General features: G+C 61.1%; 18 protein-coding genes. 9 read left to right on the top strand and 9 right to left on the bottom strand.

The genetic code is table 11. From position 1 onward, the window contains the following. Positions 1-27 precede the first annotated feature (27 nt). The 3 genes from MUU54_RS06555 to MUU54_RS06545 are packed head-to-tail and all read left to right on the top strand — an operon-like array spanning position 28 to position 3,227. Positions 28-1,497, top strand: a complete 1,470-nt coding sequence (locus MUU54_RS06555) for an MmgE/PrpD family protein (RefSeq protein WP_247243221.1) — start codon at positions 28-30, stop codon at positions 1,495-1,497. Positions 1,498-1,522: 25 nt separating this feature from the next. Then, on the top strand, positions 1,523-2,380 hold the full coding sequence (locus MUU54_RS06550) for an HTD2 family dehydratase (RefSeq protein WP_247243220.1): 858 nt from the start codon (positions 1,523-1,525) through the stop codon (positions 2,378-2,380). Beyond that, positions 2,373-3,227 (top strand): HpcH/HpaI aldolase/citrate lyase family protein, encoded by an 855-nt coding sequence (locus tag MUU54_RS06545; protein WP_247243219.1) that lies wholly within the window; start codon positions 2,373-2,375, stop codon positions 3,225-3,227. Before MUU54_RS06550 ends, MUU54_RS06545 begins: the two co-directional genes overlap by 8 nt. Before the next feature lie 23 nt (positions 3,228-3,250). Here MUU54_RS06545 and MUU54_RS06540 read toward each other — a convergent pair whose 3' ends face one another. Next, positions 3,251-4,414: a mandelate racemase/muconate lactonizing enzyme family protein gene (locus tag MUU54_RS06540; RefSeq protein WP_247243218.1), complete on the bottom strand. Its 1,164-nt coding sequence runs from the start codon at positions 4,412-4,414 to the stop codon at positions 3,251-3,253. Between the two features lie 207 nt (positions 4,415-4,621). Here MUU54_RS06540 and MUU54_RS06535 point away from each other — a divergent pair, with 207 nt between their 5' ends. Continuing rightward, entirely contained in the window at positions 4,622-5,566 is a 945-nt protein-coding gene (locus MUU54_RS06535; RefSeq protein ID WP_247243217.1) for a LysR substrate-binding domain-containing protein, read from the top strand. On the opposite strand, the gene MUU54_RS06530 is transcribed toward MUU54_RS06535, so the two are convergent. Continuing rightward, positions 5,532-6,431: a LysR family transcriptional regulator gene (locus MUU54_RS06530; protein ID WP_247243216.1), complete on the bottom strand. Its 900-nt coding sequence runs from the start codon at positions 6,429-6,431 to the stop codon at positions 5,532-5,534. The genes MUU54_RS06535 and MUU54_RS06530 overlap by 35 nt on opposite strands. 247 nt (positions 6,432-6,678) lie before the next feature. Here MUU54_RS06530 and MUU54_RS06525 point away from each other — a divergent pair, with 247 nt between their 5' ends. From MUU54_RS06525 to MUU54_RS06510, 4 genes are all read left to right on the top strand, one after another. After that, on the top strand, positions 6,679-7,641 hold the full coding sequence (locus MUU54_RS06525; protein WP_247243215.1) for a Bug family tripartite tricarboxylate transporter substrate binding protein: 963 nt from the start codon (positions 6,679-6,681) through the stop codon (positions 7,639-7,641). Positions 7,642-7,654: 13 nt separating this feature from the next. Next, positions 7,655-9,676 (top strand): tripartite tricarboxylate transporter permease, encoded by a 2,022-nt coding sequence (locus tag MUU54_RS06520; protein WP_247243214.1) that lies wholly within the window; start codon positions 7,655-7,657, stop codon positions 9,674-9,676. 61 nt (positions 9,677-9,737) lie between these two features. Continuing rightward, complete coding sequence (locus MUU54_RS06515; RefSeq protein WP_247243213.1) at positions 9,738-10,808, top strand: tartrate dehydrogenase; 1,071 nt, start codon at positions 9,738-9,740, stop codon at positions 10,806-10,808. Between the two features lie 58 nt (positions 10,809-10,866). Further along, on the top strand, positions 10,867-11,940 hold the full coding sequence (locus MUU54_RS06510; RefSeq protein WP_247243212.1) for a tartrate dehydrogenase: 1,074 nt from the start codon (positions 10,867-10,869) through the stop codon (positions 11,938-11,940). Between the two features lie 149 nt (positions 11,941-12,089). Here MUU54_RS06510 and MUU54_RS06505 read toward each other — a convergent pair whose 3' ends face one another. The 3 genes from MUU54_RS06505 to MUU54_RS06495 all read right to left on the bottom strand — a co-directional run bounded on the left by MUU54_RS06505 (position 12,090) and on the right by MUU54_RS06495 (position 13,703). Then, on the bottom strand, positions 12,090-12,488 hold the full coding sequence (locus tag MUU54_RS06505) for a helix-turn-helix domain-containing protein (RefSeq protein ID WP_247243211.1): 399 nt from the start codon (positions 12,486-12,488) through the stop codon (positions 12,090-12,092). Positions 12,489-12,758: 270 nt separating this feature from the next. Further along, entirely contained in the window at positions 12,759-13,376 is a 618-nt protein-coding gene (locus tag MUU54_RS06500; RefSeq protein WP_247243210.1) for a BA14K family protein, read from the bottom strand. A 108-nt stretch (positions 13,377-13,484) separates the two neighbouring features. Then, the gene (locus MUU54_RS06495) at positions 13,485-13,703 is read right to left on the bottom strand and encodes a CrpP-related protein (RefSeq protein WP_312038803.1); all 219 of its coding nucleotides are present in this window, start codon (positions 13,701-13,703) and stop codon (positions 13,485-13,487) included. 162 nt (positions 13,704-13,865) lie between these two features. Between MUU54_RS06495 and MUU54_RS06490 the strand changes: the two genes are divergently transcribed. Next, entirely contained in the window at positions 13,866-14,372 is a 507-nt protein-coding gene (locus tag MUU54_RS06490; protein ID WP_247243208.1) for a metallophosphoesterase family protein, read from the top strand. Here the strand turns inward: MUU54_RS06490 and MUU54_RS06485 are convergent. Genes MUU54_RS06485 through MUU54_RS06470 form a run of 4 tightly spaced genes read right to left on the bottom strand, consistent with a single transcriptional unit; the run spans position 14,369 to position 18,665 of the window. Beyond that, positions 14,369-15,127 carry a FadR/GntR family transcriptional regulator gene (locus MUU54_RS06485; RefSeq protein WP_247243207.1) on the bottom strand — a complete coding sequence of 253 codons (759 nt, stop codon included), beginning with the start codon at positions 15,125-15,127 and terminating at the stop codon, positions 14,369-14,371. The two genes, MUU54_RS06490 and MUU54_RS06485, sit on opposite strands and share 4 nt — an antisense overlap. Then, positions 15,128-16,111: a galactofuranose ABC transporter, permease protein YjfF gene (gene yjfF / locus MUU54_RS06480; RefSeq protein WP_247243278.1), complete on the bottom strand. Its 984-nt coding sequence runs from the start codon at positions 16,109-16,111 to the stop codon at positions 15,128-15,130. Beyond that, complete coding sequence (locus MUU54_RS06475) at positions 16,111-17,145, bottom strand: ABC transporter permease (RefSeq protein WP_247243206.1); 1,035 nt, start codon at positions 17,143-17,145, stop codon at positions 16,111-16,113. The genes yjfF and MUU54_RS06475 overlap by 1 nt, the downstream gene beginning before the upstream one ends. Further along, the gene (locus MUU54_RS06470; protein ID WP_247243205.1) at positions 17,142-18,665 is read right to left on the bottom strand and encodes a sugar ABC transporter ATP-binding protein; all 1,524 of its coding nucleotides are present in this window, start codon (positions 18,663-18,665) and stop codon (positions 17,142-17,144) included. The genes MUU54_RS06475 and MUU54_RS06470 overlap by 4 nt, the downstream gene beginning before the upstream one ends. Positions 18,666-18,710: the final 45 nt, after the last annotated feature.

Genomic DNA, 18,710 nt, shown 5'->3' with positions numbered 1-18,710 from the left:
GCAGATACGTACCCTGGGAGGAAGACCGTGAACCAGCATCCGATGACGTCCGCCGCGAGCGATGATCCGCACGTCCATCTTGCCGGTCTTACAAAAGCCGCCGCCAGCTTCGTCGCCGACCTCGACTATGACGATCTCGACAACGAGACGCTCTGGCTCGCCCGGCGCTGCGTGCTCGACGGTCTCGCCGTGGCACTCGCCGGATCGGAACAGCCGGGCATGAAACCACTCGGTGCCTATGTCGAGAGCCTTGGCGGCACACCCCAGGCCCGTTTGATAGGCAGGGCGGCAAGCTGGGTGCCCGCCCATCTCGCCGCTCTCTGGGGCGGGACGGCCGGTCATGCGATGGATTGGGACGACACACAACTCGCGGAGGGTCCCGGCCGCCCCTATGGATTGCTGATGCATCCGACGATGCCGCCGCTGATCGCGGCGCTTACAATTTCGGATCTTGTCGCCAAGGAGACAGGACATCCCGTCGACGGCAAGCGCTTCCTGACGGCCTTCCTGGCCGGGTTCGAGGTGGGCTGCAAGGTCGCCGAGGCGATCAATCCGGACCACTACATGCGTGGATTCCACACATCCGGAACCATCGGCACCTTTGCGGCGGCCGCTGCGGCGGCGAAGATGCTTGGCCTCGATGCTGCCGGCGTGGCGCAGGCGCTAGGCCTTGCCGCCTCGATGGCATCCGGCATCCGCGCCGGGTTTGGGACGATGACGAAGCCGATGCACGTCGGCCGGGCAGCCGAAAACGGCGTGACGGCGGCGCTGCTTTCTCGTCACGGCCTGTCCGCCAATCCGGAGGCACTCGATGGTCGTTGGGGGTATCTGGCGATTGCCGGACCAGGGGGCGAGCCGGCGCTGGTGCGCGATCGCTTCGGCAAGCCGCACACGATCGTGAGCCCCGGCATCTCGATCAAACCGTATCCGTCGGGCGTGCTTACTCATCCCAGTATGGATGCGATGCTCTTCCTGATGCGCGAGAATGGCCTTGCGGCAGAAGACATCGTGTCGGTGAGGCTGAAGGCCGGCAGCAACGTGCTTGGCCCCATCCGCTTCCGTATCGCGACAACGGAACTCGAGGGAAAATTCTCGTTCGCGTTCCTGCTGACTGCCATAATACTCGCAGGTCGCGCCGGCAAGGCGGAATTTACCGACGAATTCGTCTCCTCGAAGGCGTCCCAGGACATGCAGCGGCGGATCGAAACCGCCTTCGACCAGTCCATTGAGGACATGGGCTGGGATCGCATCCGATCGAAGATCGAGGTAACGACGAAAGACGGCCGGCATATCGAGCGCTGGGCGAATGAAGACTATCGCGGCAGCCCGCACAATCCACTCTCCGATGCAGAGCTGGAAGGCAAGTTTAGGGACTGCGCTGATGGTCTGATAGACGCGGATCGCATGCAGCAGGTCGTCGATTTCGTGTGGTCGCTGGACGAGGCTTCCGATGTCGGACTGATTTTTGACCTGCTGGACTGGCTAAGCCTGGCATAGCTCGCGCGAGAAGGAAGGAGGAGCGATGCCTTCGGACATTATCCCGGACGGCAGGGAAGCTATCGGCCGGACAGAGTGTCGGCGCGCGGTCATCTCGCCGGCTCGCGCTGCGGCGTTGGCAGCGGCGCTTGACCTCGACAGTGTGCCGGGAGGTGGCGCATCCCTCCCGCCTGCCTGGCACTGGATGTTCTTCAATCCGGTGGCGCGGCGTAGCGAACTGGGGCCGGACGGGCATCCGAGGCGCGGCCTGTTCGTGCCGGAGATCGGCCTGCCGCGCCGCATGTGGGCCGGCGGCCGACTTGTCTATCACGCGCCGCTGTTGGTCGGGGCGGAGGCGATCCGTGAGAGCGAAATCATCGATGTCTCCATGAAGACTGGCCGGTCGGGCCGTCTCGGCGTCGTGACGATCCGCCACCGGATTTCACACGCGAGCACGCTCTGCATTGAGGAGGAGCAGGACCTCGTCTTTCGCGAAGCGGCCCTGGCGGGTGGTCCAGGCGCCTCTCCCGATTCAGCACCGGACGACGCGCGGTGGTCGGAAGTTTTGGTACCGGACCCCGTGCTGCTTTTCCATTACTCCGCACTGACTGACAACGGCCATCGCATCCATTACGACCAGTCCTATGCCCGGCTGGTGGAGGGCTATCGCGATCTTGTCGTGCACGGGCCCCTGGTCGCTACGCTGCTGCACGGACTCGCTACCCGTTGCAGGGACGGTGCTCCGATCTGTTGTTTCGCCTTCCGGGCGATGGCGCCGCTCTTCGTTGATCGCCCGTTCCATCTGGAGGCCGTCACCTCCGAAAATCATGGCGGCTTGTCACTCTGGGCGCGGGGCCCCGAAGGGGAACTCGCCATGCAGGCAACGGCGAGTTTCGATGACTGACGCTCAAGAGTCGCGAACTGCAGATCGGAGGCAGCCGGCGAGCTATCTCTTCGTTCCGGGTAACCGTCCCGACCGTTTCGCCAAGGCCACCGCCTCTGGTGCCGACACCATCATCATCGATCTGGAGGATGCAGTTGTACCGGACGAAAAGGAAACGGCGCGGTCCGCCGCCATGGCTTGGTTCGCTCAGGGCGGGGCGGGCGTTCTTCGCATCAACGGCGCCGATACGCCCTGGTTTGCCTCCGACATCGAGGCGCTCGCCGGTTTCGGCGAAGCGCTCATCATGGTCCCGAAGGCGAATGTCGCTGCATTGAGCCACGTGTCCCGCCACTTGCCCGGCCGTCGCTTGATCCCCCTTATCGAAAGTGTCGAAGGCTACATAGAGGTCCAGGAGATTGCGACCCTGTCATGTGTCTGCCGCATTGCCTTCGGCAATCTCGACTTCGGGCTCGATGCGCGCATTCCGGACACTGGTGCGAGCCTAGATCCGGTGCGGTTGCAGATCACTATCGCGTCGCGTCACGCAGGCTTGCCGCCGCCGATTGATGGGGTCACCGTCGATCTCGAGGACGCGGCGATGCTGGCTGTCGACATTGCACGCGCCCGCGCTCTCGGCTTCACTGCAAAGCTATGTCTGCACCCGCGGCAGGTGGCGGCTGTTAATGAGGGCTTTGCGCCGACGAAGGCCGAGGTCGACCAGGCGCGTCGGATCGTTGCTGCCGCCAGCTTGGCGAAAGGCGGCGTCGTGCAGCTCGATGGCAAGATGATCGACCGGCCGGTCGTTGAACGTGCACAGGCGCTTCTTGATCAGACGGACACAGACCTGTCGGCTGAGACTCTTGAGTAGCCGGCGGGAGGTATGCTCCTGGGTCAGGTCGCCAGGTCTCGCATCACCTTGATCAGATCCGACTTCCCTTCGAACCCTAATCCCGGAAGCTCCGGCATGGTGATGAATCCGTCGACGACCCGGACACCATCCGGAAATCCGCCATAGGGTTGGAATAGATCGGGATAGCTCTCATTGCCTCCAAGTCCCAAACCGGCAGCGATGTTGAGAGACATTTGGTGGCCGCCATGGGGGATGCAGCGGGAAGGGGACCAGCCGAACTGGTGCAGGACGTCCAAGGTCTTCAGATATTCCACCAGCCCATAGGACAGGGCGCAATCGAACTGCAGATAATCCCGGTCCGGCCGCATCCCTCCATACCTCAGGAGGTTGCGCGCATCCTGGTGCGAAAACAGGTTCTCTCCTGTTGCCATGGGGGCTTCGTAGAACTCGGACATTGCCGCCTGCAGCGCGTAGTCCAGCGGGTCGCCGATCTCTTCGTACCAGAAGAGCGGGTACTGGCGCAGCATCTTGGCGTAGGTAATCGCCGTCTCCAGATCAAAACGCCCGTTGGCGTCCACCGCGAGCTGTGCATCTGCGCCGATTTCATCCAGCACGGCCTCGATCCGACGCCGATCGTCATCAATGGAAGCGCCGCCGATCTTCATCTTGACCACAGTATAGCCACGATCGAGGTAGCCGCGCATTTCGCGGCGCAGGGCGCTATCGTCCTTGCCGGGATAATAATAGCCACCTGCGGCATAGACAAACACCTTCGGGTTTGCCTCAACGCCCTTCATGTCGGCGAGTAACCGGAAGAGGGGTTTGTCTGCAATCTTCGCAACCGCATCCCACACGGCCATGTCTATGGTTCCGACCGCGACCGAGCGTTCGCCATGACCGCCCGGCTTTTCGTTAGCCATCATTGCGGACCAGATCTTGTGCGGGTCGAGGTTGTCCCGGGCCTCGTTCAGGAGGCTCTCCGGAGCGGCCTCCAGAATGCGATCCCTGAACCGCTCTCGTATCAGACCGCCTTGCCCATATCGGCCATTGGAGTTGAAGCCATAGCCGATCACCCTGCGTCCATCGCGAACGACATCGGTAACAACCGCCACCAGGCTCGCGGTCATCTTGCTGAAATCGATATAGGCGTTGCGAATGGGAGAAGCGATTGGCTTGGTGACCTCACAGATGTCGATAATTCGCATGGGATGCTGTTCCTTCGCGTCGGTCGTGCCGGTTCTTTCGGGCAGACCCTGATGGTACGTGCGGCACCGACAGAAGGCCAATGCTGATCCTCAACAGTTCGGTGCCAATTCGGCATTGCGAGTAGTTCACGGGGAGCTTTTGATTATATGCCGTACTGGCGCGCGCCATGCTATACGTGATGCCGATCATGCACTGGCGGAGGGGACATGGACACGGCGTGGTTATTGGACCTTCAGGTCTTGGCGAAGACGCTCAACTTCTCCCGCGCGGCCGAGATCAGGAATATTACCCAACCAGCCTTCGGTAGACGGATCAAGTCGCTGGAGGCATGGTGCGGCTCGACCTTGATCGACCGCAGCAGTCATCGACTGGCGCTGACCGAGGCTGGGAAGGTCATGGTTGAAGCCGCCGATGATGTCATCCGTCGGCTGGAAAGGTCGAAGCACGAGCTGCAGCAATTGCGAAGCTCAACGGCAACGTTGACCGTCGCCTCCACCCACGCGCTCTCCTATACGTTCTTTCCGGGATGGGTGCAGGGGCTTGGATCCCTGGCGTCGACAATGCCGATCAGGCTCCTCTCCGACAACATGAACGAGTGCGAACGGCTCATGCTCGCGGGTGAGGCCCATTTCCTGCTGTGCCACCACCATCCCGGCACCGCGACGCGCCTGTCAGAAAGGGAGTTCCCGATGTTGACTCTCTCGCATGAACGGCTCGTCCCTGTCAGCCGTCGCGATAACGAAGGACAAGCGATCTACAGGTTGCCGGGCTCGCCCGCACGGCCGGTTCCTTGGTTGATGTTCGAGGGGACATCCGGCATGGGCCGGATCCTCGTGTCCGCACTCTCTCAGCGAACTGAGGAACTGCATCTGCACAACGTCTTCAGCTCTCACCTTGCGATGGTGCTCATGGCACTCGCACTTGAAGGCAAAGGTGTTGCATGGATCCCGGAGAGCCTCGCTGCCGACGAGCTTTCCCCCGGTGGTGGCCTCGCCATTGCCGGCCCTATGGATTGGGCGGTACCTGTCCAGGTGGCTCTATTCCGTACTGTGCGGCCGCTGCCCGATATGGCGGAGCGGTTCTGGCAGTTGGCGCGCAATCAGTCGCTGGGGCAGGTCAGTTCAGTTGCAGGTCCGGTGTCCGCTCCTTGATGCGCTCGCGCAGCAGCTCGACGAACAATCTCACCTTGGCTGATAGATTAAGCCGCTCCGGATAGACGGCCATGACGTCAGCTCTCATGTAGTAGCGCGGAAGAACGACAACCAGTCGACCGGCGCGGACGTGGGAAGCCACGTCCCATTCAGATCGGAGCATTATGCCATGGCCGTTCAAGACCCAGGAGACAGCTATTTCACCGTCGTTGGTGGACAATCCGCCGGCAACCCGGACACTGTCTTCGGTGCCGAACCGCCAGACGTCGTACGCAGCATGTTCCTGCCTGAGGACAATGCATGAGTGCTGCGTGAGCTCCGATAGCCGCTTCGGCGTTCCGTGCCGACGCAGATATTCGGGAGAAGCCACCAGAACCCGGCGGTTGCGCAAGAGGAGTCCCATCACCTGGCGCGTAGCCGTAGGCTCCCCGAAGCGGATCTGAAGATGGAAACCTTCTTCCATGATGTTGAGTGGCGCGTCCGTAAGAACGAGCTGAGCTTCCACTCCCGGATGTCTGTGAACGAATGCAGACACAGCCGGTGCCACATGCTCGCGCCCGAACTGGAAGGTCGCGTTGATCCGCAACAGGCCTTGGGGTTCTCCGCGAGCAGAGACGATTGCCTCCTCGGCAGCTGCAATGCGGTTGATGATGTCCATTGAGGCTGCGAGATAGGCCTCCCCTTCGCTTGTGAGGCTGACTCGTCGTGTGGTTCGATTGACCAGACGAACGCCGAGACGATCTTCCATCCTGGCAAGACGCCGACTGACTGCCGAAGCGGTAAGCCCAAGCTCAAGCGCCGCCTCCGACAGACTGCTGCGCTGCGCAATGACGGTGAAGAAGCGCATGTCAGTTTCACCGTTCATTGTCGGCTCACTCACTTATTCCCAAAAATCAATAATGAAATGAATTTGCGGAAATTCCCAGCGTTTCCTGCGGCCTCTATGGTACCGATGTCTTTGCTCGCACAGCAAGGCTGCTGAGTGGCCGTGGGAGAGGTTGCTCAGGCTGGAGGAGCTTGTGCATCCGGCGTTCGGTCGAACGTCGCGCTGTTTCTTCAACAGGTGCGTGTCGAGCCCCGCTCGGGCAGAAGTTCATCAGGGAGGAACCAAGATGAAGATCAAGACCATTTTCGCGGCCACAGTTGGCCTGTCGCTCCTGGCGGTAATGCCGGCCGTCGCCCAGTCGGCGTCAGATTTCCCCACTAAGCCGATGACCTACATCATTCCCTTCGACGCTGGCGGCGAATCCGACATCTCGGCGCGCTTTCAGCAGGCTGAATGGAAGGAGCATGCAGGTCAGGATGTCGTCATCCAATACCAGGCCGGTGCCGGTGGCGCCCAGGCATGGTCAAAGCTCAACGACATTGCCGGCGATGGCTACACCATCATGGGTATCAACCTGCCGCACACCATTCTGCAGCCACTGGAGGGAGATGTCGGCTACAAGACCGATGAACTGACACCGGTTCACTATTTCCACTACACGCCGAACGCGGTCTTCGTTCCGGCCGACAGCCAGTTCAGTACGCTGCAGGAGTTGATCGACTACGCGAAGTCGAACCCCGGCATGGTGACCTTCGCTGGTTCGGGTTCGAAGTCAGCCAACAATCTTGGACAACTCCAGTTTGACGAGGCTGCCGGCGTCAAGACGACCTATGTTCCCTTCTCCGGAACTGGACCGTCTGTGACCGCCGTTCTCGGCAACCAGACGCTCGCAGGGTTCAACTATGTGACGTCCGCCATGAACCAGGGTGACGCGCTGCGCATGCTGGCTGTCGCTTCCGAAGAGCGTATGCCGGCCTTCCCGGACGTGCCTACCTTCAAGGAACTGGGCTTTGATATCGTCGGAGGTGCTTACCGCGGTGTTGCCGTGCCCGCATCGACCCCGGAAGATATTCGCAAGAAGATCTCCGACATCGTCGCCGCAATCAATGCGGATCCTGACTTCGTGAAAAAGATGGAGGATGGCGGATTTGTCCTGACCGACATCACCTATGACAAGATGCCCGACTTCGTTTCGAAGATGAAGACGGAATACTCTGAGGGTGCCAAGGCACTGGGCATCGGTCAGTAAGGGGAGCAGGTGAATGGAACTGCTCGGCTACTTTCTGCACGCTCTGACACCGCTCAACTTGTCACTTGCGCTGGTAGGAGTCGTGCTCGGGACAATCATCGGCGCCTTGCCGGGCTTGTCAGCCACCATGGCAGTGGCAGTTCTCGTTCCATTCACCTTCACCATGGACCCCGCCTCAGGCATGATCGCGCTCGGCGCGATCTATACCGGCGCAATCTATGGCGGCGCGTTCGCAGCAATCCTCGTGAATACGCCGGGAACGCCTTCGTCCATCGCCACCACGTTCGACGGCTATCCTATGGCGCGGCGTGGTGATGGCGGCCTCGCCGTGACATTGGCAACACTGGCATCGGTGGTGGGGGGCTTGGTGGGAGCGCTCGCTCTCCTGTTCCTTGCGCCGCCACTCGCACGGGTGGCGCTGGCCTTTGGACCCGCGGAATATTTTTGGCTCGCAATCTTCGGTCTCACACTGATTGCAGCACTTTCGGTAGGAAATACGCTAAAGGGTTTGATTGGCGCGTGCCTGGGCCTTCTCCTGTCTATGGTGGGTGTCGCGGTCGTCGGCGGCGACGTTCGGCTGACAGCCGGCATGCCCGTTTTTCTTGGCGGCATCGATGTGGTTTCCGCACTGATCGGTCTCTACTGCGTCCCAGTCATCCTTGACCTTGTTGCAACGAACAGAGGTCATCTGGGCTTCGCCTCCGACGACAAGGGCTACCGCCTGCTCGAGGCGATGCGGATTGCCTGGGCGTCGAAGTTCAACGTCATTCGTTCATCGGTCATCGGTACCGTCATCGGCATTCTGCCAGGGGCCGGTGGTTCGATCGCCGGTCTCGTCAGTTATACCGAGGCACGGAGGGCTTCTCCAAACGCCGCGAATTTCGGCAAGGGCGAGCCGGATGGTGTCATCGCCACCGAGGCGGCGAATAACGCCACAGTGGGTGGCGGCTTCATACCGACACTTGTTCTGGGGATCCCAGGTACGCCGCCCGATGCAATCATTCTCGGCGCCTTGTTGGTGCAGGGTATGAAGATCGGCCCCCAGCTTTTCAATTCTGAGGCCGACATTGTCTACACCTTCATTTACGGGCTTTTACTAGCAACGCTGCTGATGTTGCCGGCTGGCCTTTTGATCGGCCGTTATGCTTATCGCTCGATCATCACCTTCCCGAAGTCATTGCTCGTCCCAACCATCGCCTTCCTAACGGTGGTGGGGTCCTTTGCGATCCACTCGAATGTCCAGGATGCCCAGATGATGTTTGTCCTCGGCGTCATCGCCTGGATTCTGGATCGTTTTGGATTCCAGCCGTCTCCGATCGTTCTCGGGCTGGTTCTTGGGCAAATCGCAGAGCAGGGTTTCGTCCAGACATGGCTGATCGGCAATGCTACTGGAAACCTGCTTGGCATGTACTTCGGGCGTCCTATCAGCATCGCTATCATCGCCGCCGCAGTCATCGCGCTTTATTACCCATTCTATGCCGAGTGGCGCGCCAAGCGGAGACGTTCGGAGCCTCTTACCGAGATTGCCTTGGATGCCGAGGCACATCCTGAAGATATCCCTGCAGACCCGGTACCGGCGGCCAGAGTCCGTGATATCGGCGGAATGACCCTCGCCGTGATCTTCATTGTCGTTGGCGGCTTGGCTCTATTCGACACGAGCCGGATGAGCATGATGGGCTCCGTTTTCCCAAGAGCAATTTCGATCCTGCTGATCGGCCTGTCCCTGACCTTGCTTGCCCGTTCCTTCCTCGGTCGTGGTGTCCGGCCACCCAAGCCGGAGACCGACGCGGCCTCCCGCAGGCGCATCGTACTGGCGGTCATCTTCGGACTGTGGGTTTTCGCGATCCCGTTGCTGGGGTTTGCGACCAGTTCGCTGATCGCATTCGTCGCGATGATGTTCCTTGCGGAATACGAACGCCAGACGGCGGCCGTCTGGCTTCGCCGGACTGCTGCCGCCGTCGCGACGGTGATCGTCTTCTGGCTGCTGATGTCCCAGGTGCTGCTGCTGCGAGTGCCTTCAGGCTTCCTGTTCTGATCGGTGACCGCCCTTTGAGATTGAACCCGCCCTTCAGGTTGCAAAGAGACAAGAGAGACAGATGACCAGTAATCACATGAAGATCGCCGTCATTCCCGGCGATGGAATAGGCAAAGAGGTCGTGCCTGAGGGGCTGCGCGTACTGCAGGCAGCAGCCAGCAGATACGGCTTGAACTTTGCCTTCGACGAGTTTGATTTCGCCTCCTGCGATTACTACGCCAGGCACGAGAAGATGATGCCTGACGACTGGAAGGCTCAGGTGGGCGGACATGATGCGATCTTTTTTGGTGCGGTCGGCTGGCCGGCATCAGTGCCGGATCACATCTCCCTTTGGGGGTCGCTCATCCAGTTCCGTCGTGAGTTCGACCAGTATGTCAGCCTTCGCCCGGCGCGACTGATGGCTGGGGTCCAGTCGCCACTCGCCGGCCGCAACACGGGTGACATCGACATGATGATCGTCCGGGAGAATACGGAAGGCGAATACTCTTCCGTGGGCGGGATCATGTTCCCCGGCACGGATCGCGAGGTCGTCCTGCAAGAGACGGTAATGACGCGGACAGGCGTCGATCGAATCTTGCGATATGCTTTCGAACTTGCTCGCAAACGTGGCGGAAAACTGACCTCCGCCACCAAGTCGAACGGTATTTCGATCTCAATGCCGTATTGGGATGAGCGCGTGGCGGAGATGTCGAAGAACTACCCCGACATCAGCGTGGACAAGTATCACATTGATATCCTGACGGCGCTTTTTGTCCTGCACCCGGATCGCTTCGACGTCGTCGTTGCCTCAAACCTGTTCGGCGACATTCTTTCTGACCTTGGCCCGGCCTGCACCGGCACGATCGGAATCGCTCCCTCGGCCAACATCAACCCGGAGCGCCGCTTCCCTTCGCTCTTCGAACCTGTCCACGGATCTGCGCCCGATATCGCGGGCAAAGGGGTCGCCAATCCCGTCGGCCAGATCTGGGCGGGAGCAATGATGCTGGACCATCTAGGGCATCCGGAGGCCGCAGCCGGGATCGTCGAGGCGATCGAAAGGGTTCTGGCCGAGCCGCGCCTGCGCACCCGCGATCTCGGCGGACGGGCGGACACGGTCGCCTGTGGCAAAGCAATTGCCGACGCTCTCGGATAAGGCTGCAGGTTCGGGGCGCGGAAAGAATGAATGCCGCCTTCATGCAACGGAGAAGCACATGAGACGACACAAGATCGCAGCGATACCCGCTGACGGCATCGGCCCGGAGGTTATCGCTGCCGGCCTTCAAGCGCTGGAGGAGCTGTCCCGCCGCGACGGCGGTTTTGAGCTATCCGTCACGATGTTCGACTGGAGCTCCGAACGGTACAAGAGGACCGGGTCTCTGATGCCAGATAACGGCCTGGAGCAGCTTCTGGAATTCGACGCGATCTTCTTCGGTGCAGTCGGTGCGCCGGACGTCCCCGACCATCTCACGCTGTGGGGGCTGCGCCTGCCGATCTGCCAGGGGTTCGATCAATATGCAAATGTCCGTCCCACGAAGATCTTGCCGGGTGTCAGTTCTCCGCTCGCGGGCGTGGGGCCAGGCGATCTCGATTGGGTGATTGTGCGGGAAAACTCGGAAGGAGAATATTCCGGTCACGGCGGCAGAGCCCATAAAGGTTTGCCCGAGGAAGTCGGCACAGAAGTGGCCATCTTCACCCGCGTAGGTGTGACGCGCATCATGCGATACGCCTTCAGCCTTGCCCAGGCCCGGCCACGCAAGCTTCTGACAGTGGTGACGAAGTCCAACGCCCAGCGTCACGGCATGGTCATGTGGGATGAGATCGCGGCAGAGGTTGCCAAAGAATTTCCCGATGTCGCCTGGGACAAGATGCTCGTCGATGCCATGACGGTCAGGATGGTCAAGAATCCAAAGAGCCTCGACACCATCGTCGCCACCAACTTGCATGCGGACATCCTGTCCGATCTCGCAGGGGCGCTGGCCGGAAGCCTGGGAGTCGCCCCCACCGGCAACATCGACCCGGAGCGCCGCTATCCCTCGATGTTCGAGCCGATCCATGGTTCGGCTTTCGACATAACGGGGAAGGGTATCGCAAATCCCGTTGCCACATTCTGGACTGCGGCGCAGATGCTGGAACACCTGGGCGAGAAGTCGGCAGCTGACCGTCTCATGCGCGCTGTCGAGAAGGTGTGTGGCGATGGCATCCTAACGCCGGACGTAGGCGGGATTGCATCGACGCAGGAGGTTACTGACGCGATCTGCGAGGCAATCCGCGGCTCTAACATCTGAGATGTCCATGCGCGAAACGGACCAAGGACCTACTGATTCGAATTGCTTCATGCAGCGATTGCTGCGGCCGACCCCGGCGTAATGCTCCACCGGCATCTGCCACAAAAAACCGGCCGGCCGTCGGCGAGGCGTCCTCGCCCGGGTTAGGTTTACATATTTTTCTCTCTCTGGGTTTGGTGGACATATCTGTCTACCTTCACCGGACATATCTGACCGCCTTGCCGGACGATTTTGACTGCCTTGGGTGGGGTAAAGGGTGACAACTTAATCCGTCTTTTCGCGGGCGTCCGATGCCCGTAGAATCGACGCCGCTGAGGGACGATACTCCCTGTTGTGCCCGACGCAATTTCCGCGAACCATCCGTTGACTTCAAGTTCACGGATGGCGCGCTGAATGGTCTTGACGCTCTTGCCGGTCGCGTCCGCAAGCGTCTGATAGGACGGCCACGCCTCTTCGGTGTGGCCGTTCAAATGCGTGGTGATGATATAGAGGGCGACGGATCGCGCGTTGTCGCTCGAATCCTTGTCGCAGCTCAGCTGCTGAAGCATTGCAGCTTCACATCCCGAAACGGCCGCGCCCCGCTCATGTGCGCCTCCCAAAGCGGGATACGACCGCAGCAGAAGGACCGGAAGCGTTCGGAAAAAAAGTGGGACAGCAGTTTTGCTAAGCCATTGATATCTACAAGGTCGGCTATTCGCCCCACCCGGGTTGAGTTGCTGATTTCCCTTGGATTGCGCAGGGCCTCCGGCCCCACCATTTCCCTTGAAGCCTTATTTGCCCGTTTTTGCTCCTCAGAGCCAGTTGCCGCCTATCTTCACTCACCCAAACGGCGATTCGCAAGCGCGCCTTGGGCCGTTATAGGGCTGGTAGGTATTGTCGCTGGGGCGGTAGGAGCGGTAGCGGTCGAGGCACCAGGAGACATGGGTGCTGTCGGCCTCGACTTGGGGGCTGTCGATCTCGGAGCTGTAGGCCACCGTCTCCTGCTGGATGAGGTATGGTGAGTCGCACTGGCGGCGCGGTCCGTCATAAGGTTGATAGGTGTTGTCCTCGACGCGATAGGAGCGATAACGGTCGGCGCACCATTCTGCGTGCGGGGAGCCGGCGAGGTTCATGATCGCATCGCTCCCGACAGCGCCGGTGGTTGTCAAATCAAGACCAGGCTCTCCGATATCGGCCGCCGCCGTTCGAACCCGCGGGCGCTCCTCGTCGGGAACATCGACGGCCATGGCTTGGAAAACCGGCGGGACGGGGGCTGCTGCAATACGTTCAAACGGCTGCTCCTCCGGATCGATCACAATGGGTCGGCTGGTCCAGAGCGGACGTTCGTCAAGGTGGGCAAACTGGTGCGGCGCTGGCTCCTGCAGAACCCAGGATGCAGCGGCCACGCCGCCTGCGAACAGCACCACCGCCATCGCCACACCTAGGATCAAAGACATCAGGGACTTCATCATTCTGCTCCGCATTCCGCTATTGCGGCTAGAATGCGGCATGTCGGGGAGGAGTTCCCTTGTTTTCGGGCAGGATGTCAGGAGGTGCGGGTTGGGCTACCGTGCGTCTGCCGGTGAGGCGTCGGATACCCAGGCATTCTCAAGCAGCCAGCCGAACAGCCAGGCTTCCGCCTTCTCCCGCCACTCCGCAACCGGCTCACCTGTTTCCTGCGGCATGCGCTCACGAGCGAGAAACGGGTTGGCGTCGTGGCCGAGGCCACGGGATCTGGCGTTCATGCCTTGGTCCTGATATGTCAGTAGTGTTTCCAGGGACACGGCCTAACTTGCTGGTCTCAAATTCTTATTAGTTGATTCTAAGGTCTTCGTGACCATGGCAGAGCCGCTGATTCACCACAAGAGTCCTATGTCACTAAAGTCTAGTTTGGCTGTGCTCCTTCTCCCCACGGCGGGTGACGATGCGGGCGATATCGAGAGGCCATGATCTACTTCACCAGCGACACCCATTTCGGCGACAGCAGAGTGTTGCGGATCGATCGCCGGCCGTTTTCCAACATCTTCGAGCATGACGAGGCAATGATCGAGACATGGAACGAGATCGTTGCCCCGGAAGACGAGGTTTGGCATCTCGGCGATGTAATGAAGGCGCGCGAGGCGGAGGAAGCCGATGCGCTGCTCGATCGACTGAACGGGCGCAAGCACCTCATCATCGGCAACAACGACCCAGCTTCGGTGACGGCGGCGGCGGGGTGGGCGAGCGTCCAGCATTATGCGGAGATCAGGCTTGCCGACCAGCTTCTTGTGCTGTGCCACTATGCCTTCCGCACCTGGAACCAGATGAGCAAGAAATCGATCAACCTGCACGGACATTCCCATGGTCGGCTGAAGCCGATGCCGCGGCAGTTCGATGTGGGAGTCGATGCGCGGAGTCTCCGGCCGGTGACATTCGAGGAACTTGTTGGCCGACAGGCGACGGCGGCGCCTTAGCCAGTCTCGCTGGATGCCGCAGGTGTGGCGGCAATCGAGGCGCGGATGCGTGTCTTGCCGACCTCGATCACGTGCCGCATCGCCTGGATTGCCTTCTCGGGATTGCGCGAGGCGATGGCATGGGCGATCCGCAGGTGATTGGTCGCCACCTCGTCGATCTTTTCGGGTGAGGCGGCCGGAGAGGAGAGCTGGAAGGAAATTGCAAGCGCCGCCTCTACGATGGCGGACGCGGAGCGCATGAACGGGTTGCCCGACATGCGGGCGATCGCAAGATGGAATTCAAGGTCCACCTTGGCAATAGTTTCGGGCGTATGGTCCAGGTCGTCGAAACGGGCGGCGACTGCGTAGAGCTGTACGATGTCGTCATTGGTCGCACGCCGCGCTGCTGCCGCCGCGGCAGCAGGCTCCAGCGCCATGCGCATTTCCGCTAGGTGCTCGATGAACTCGAAGTCGAGCCCGGATTCGCAGCGCCAGCCGAGCACGTCGGCATCGAAGAAATTCCACTTGGAGCGGTCGACCACACGGGTGCCGACCTTTGCCTTGGGCTCGACGAGCCGCTTGGCGGCAAGCGTCTTCATTGCCTCGCGCAAGACGGTGCGCGACACACCAAACCGCGCAGAAAGATCGGTATCGCCGGGCAGCAGCGATCCTTCCGGAATGCGGCCGGCGACGATTGCACTGCCAAGCTCCGCGACCACATGCGCATGGCTGTTTCGGCCCTTGCGTCCGGTGATCGCCGATTCAAGCAGTCCCAATCATGCCTCCTTCAGCCGTCCCTCGGCCAGTCTGCGGTCCGAATACCATACGATGCCCCGCTGCAGAACTATGAAGGTGAACAGCAGGAGGCCGATCACGATCTTCGTCCACCAGGAGGACAGCGTGCCGTCGAAGACGATATAGGTCTGGATCAGGCCCTGTATCAGAACGCCGACGAAAGTTCCTGCGACGAGGCCTGCCCCGCCGGTTAGCAACGTCCCCCCGATCACCACGGCAGCAATGGCGTCCAGCTCGACACCGACCGTTGCCAGCGAGTAGCCGGAGGAGGTGTAGAGGGTATAGGCGATGCCCGACAGCCCGGACAGGAACCCGGAAAGGGCATAGATTCCGACAGTCGTGCGACCAACGGGGACGCCCATCAGTTCCGCCGACTGCGGATTGCCACCCACCGCATAGACATTGGCGCCGAAGCGGGTACGGCCGGCAACGGATGCGCCAACGACGAACACGAGCAGCATCAGCATGGCCATTGCGGTAAGTCTGCCGCCGCCCGGAAAGCGGAAGTAGAAGCCCTGTATCGCGTCAATCACCGGGTGGGAGATCGGCACGGACTGGGTCGAGATCAGATAGGCGGCGCCTCGGGCGAGGAACATGCCGGCGAGCGTCACGACGAAGGGCGGGATGCCGAGGAAGCGGATCATCAGGCCCATGACAGCGCCGAAGGACGTCGAAATTGCCAGAACCGCGGCGAAGGCAATCAGCGGGTTGACGCCCGCAGAACCGACCATCACCGCCACGAAGACGCTGGTAAAGGCGATTACCGAGCCGATGGAGAGGTCGATGCCACCCGACAGGATGACGAAGGTCATGCCGACGGCTGCGATACCAAGGAAGGCGTTGTCGGTCAGGAGATTGCCGAGCACGCGGGTCGAGAGCATGTTAGGGAACTGCAGAACGCAGGCGGCATAGGCGAGCAGGAAGATCGCCAGAGCCGCCAGGTAAGGAAGGTTGCGTGTGCTGATCACTGTGCCGTCCTTTCTGTCTTCACAGGCTGTGCGGGGCTGTTACGGCCCGGCTTGAGCAAAGCAAAGGCGCTGGCGACCGCAGGAGACTGCAGCGTCAGCACCAGAATGATGATGCCTGCCTTGATCACCAGATTGAACTCCGGCGGAAAGCCGGACACGAGGATGCCCGTGTTGATCGTCTGGATGATCATGGCGCCGAGCAGCGAGGCAAGAATCGAGAACCGCCCGCCATTCAGCGAAGTGCCGCCGATGACGACGGCGAGGATCGCGTCGAGCTCCAGCCATAGCCCGGCATTGTTGGCGTCTGCCCCGCGGATATCGGCGGTGACGATCAGACCCGCGATTGCAGCCATCAGTCCGGAAACGGCATAGACGAAGAACAGCAGGAAGCGGGCACGGATGCCGGCCAGCATCGCGGCACGCCGGTTGATGCCGGTCGCCTCGATGAGGAAGCCGAGGGCGGTGCGGCGCACGAGTAGTCCGACCGCCAGGGCGGCAGCGATCCAGAGCAGGATGGGGATCGGCACTCCGACGAGTGAACCGGACCCTAACGCTGCGAAGCTCTCGTTGTTGAAGGTCAGGATCACGCCCTCGGTGATCAGCTGCGCAATGCCGCGGCCGGCAACCATGAGGATCAGCGTCGCAATGATCGGCTGGATGTCGAGAACGGCGACGAGCAGACCGTTCCATAGCCCGCAGAGGAGGCCGATCGCCAGCGAGGCGATGATGACCACCGGCAGAGGATAGCCGCTGGTGATCAAGCTGGCCGCAACCGCACCGCAGATGGCAATCACGGCGCCTATCGAAAGGTCGATGCCGCGTGTGGCGATCACAAGTGTCATGCCGATTGCAAGCAGCGCGACAGGCGCGCCTCGGACGAGCACGTCGATCAGGCTGCCGTACAGGCGGCCGTTTTGATAGGTGATGTTGAGAAAGCCCGGCGAGATGAGGCTGACTAGGGCGATGATGATGGCAAGGGCTGCCACCTGAGGTGCAATCCGGCGAAGACGGCGGGCGAGGGAACTGGTCATGCTGCCTCCGTGCGGCCTGGATCAGCGATCGCTGCCATGATGTTGTCTGCGGTGATCTGCGAGCCTTTCAGTTCGGCCACGTGACGCCGGTCCGCGAGAACGATAACGCGATGCGCCACGGCCGTGAGTTCTTCCAGTTCCGACGAGATGACGATCAGCGACATGCCGTCGGCGCAGAGTTGTTCGATCATGCGCAGGATTTCCGTATGGGCGCCGATGTCGATTCCGCGGGTGGGTTCATCCAGGATCAGAAGGCGCGGCTCCGTTGCCAGCCAGCGGGCGAGAATCGCCTTCTGCTGGTTGCCCCCGGACAGGAACTTGATCGGCCTGTCCGGATCCGGCGGGCGGATGTCGAGCGAGCGGATGAAGCGGTCGGCAAGCTCCGCCTTCTGGCGCGTCGAGAGTGGCTTTGCCCAGCCTTGGCGTGCCTGAAGGGCAAGCGCAATGTTTTCGCTGACGGAGAAGTCGCCGATGATCCCATCCGTCTTGCGTTCCTCGGGGCAGAAGCCGAAGCCGTGGTCAATGGCCGTCTCCGGCGAAGAGATGCGCACCTCCTTGCCATCGATGCTGGCGGTGCCGTGGTCGGCGCGGTCGATGCCGAAAAGAAGGAAGGCGGTTTCCGTACGACCGGAACCCAGCAGTCCTGCAACGCCAACGACCTCTCCGGGGCGGATTTCCAGATCGAAGGGGGCGACGCTGCCGCGCTTGCCGTAATCGTTGAAGCGGATCGGCGCCGTGCCGTTCTCGACCGTTTCGTCGAGCGCATCGTGATCACGTGTCACATGCTGCAGTTCGCGTCCGAGCATCATCGAAATGAGCTCCATGCGCGGCAGCGAGGCAAGCTCGCGCGTCCCGACCATTGCGCCGTTCCGCAACACCGTCACCCTGTCGGCGACGTCGTAGACCTGATTGAGGAAGTGGGTGATGATGATGATGCCGAGGCCTCTGTCCCGCAATTTCCGCAGGACAGCGAACACCATCTCCACCTCGTGGCTGTCGAGACTGGCGGTCGGTTCATCAAGAACCAGAACCCTGCCCGAAAGATCGACGGCCCGTGCAATCGCGATGATCTGTCGGATCGCGATGGAATAGGAGGAGAGGAGCGAATCGACATCGATGGTGAGGCCGTAATTGCGCAGCAGGGCCTCCGCGCGCCGACGCATCTCCCCTCGATCGACGAGGCCAAAGCGGCGCGGCTGTCGGCCAAGAAAGAGGTTCTCGGCGACCGTCAGGTTCTCAAGAAGGTTTACCTCCTGATAGACCGTGCCGATGCCGAGTTCCTGCGCTTCGCCGACATTGCCGGGCGCAACGTCGCGGCCATCGAGCTTCATCGTTCCGGTGTCGCGTGTGTAGACGCCGGTCAGTATCTTGATCAGGGTGGATTTGCCCGCACCGTTTTCGCCAAGTAGCGCATGGATCTCGCCGCTGCGCAGGGTGAAGTCGACATTGTCGAGCGCGGTAATGCCCAGGAAGCTCTTGCCGATGCCGCGGGCTTCCAGGAAAGGATGGATATCGTTCATTGGGACGTCCTGCGACCGAAGACCGAAGCCGCGGTTACGGCTCCG

Source organism: Pseudorhizobium tarimense (genome assembly GCF_022968135.1).
GTDB lineage: Bacteria > Pseudomonadota > Alphaproteobacteria > Rhizobiales > Rhizobiaceae > Neorhizobium > Neorhizobium tarimense.
The sequence above is the reverse complement of the archived record's forward strand: the minus strand, read 5'-3'. Positions and strand labels throughout refer to the sequence as shown.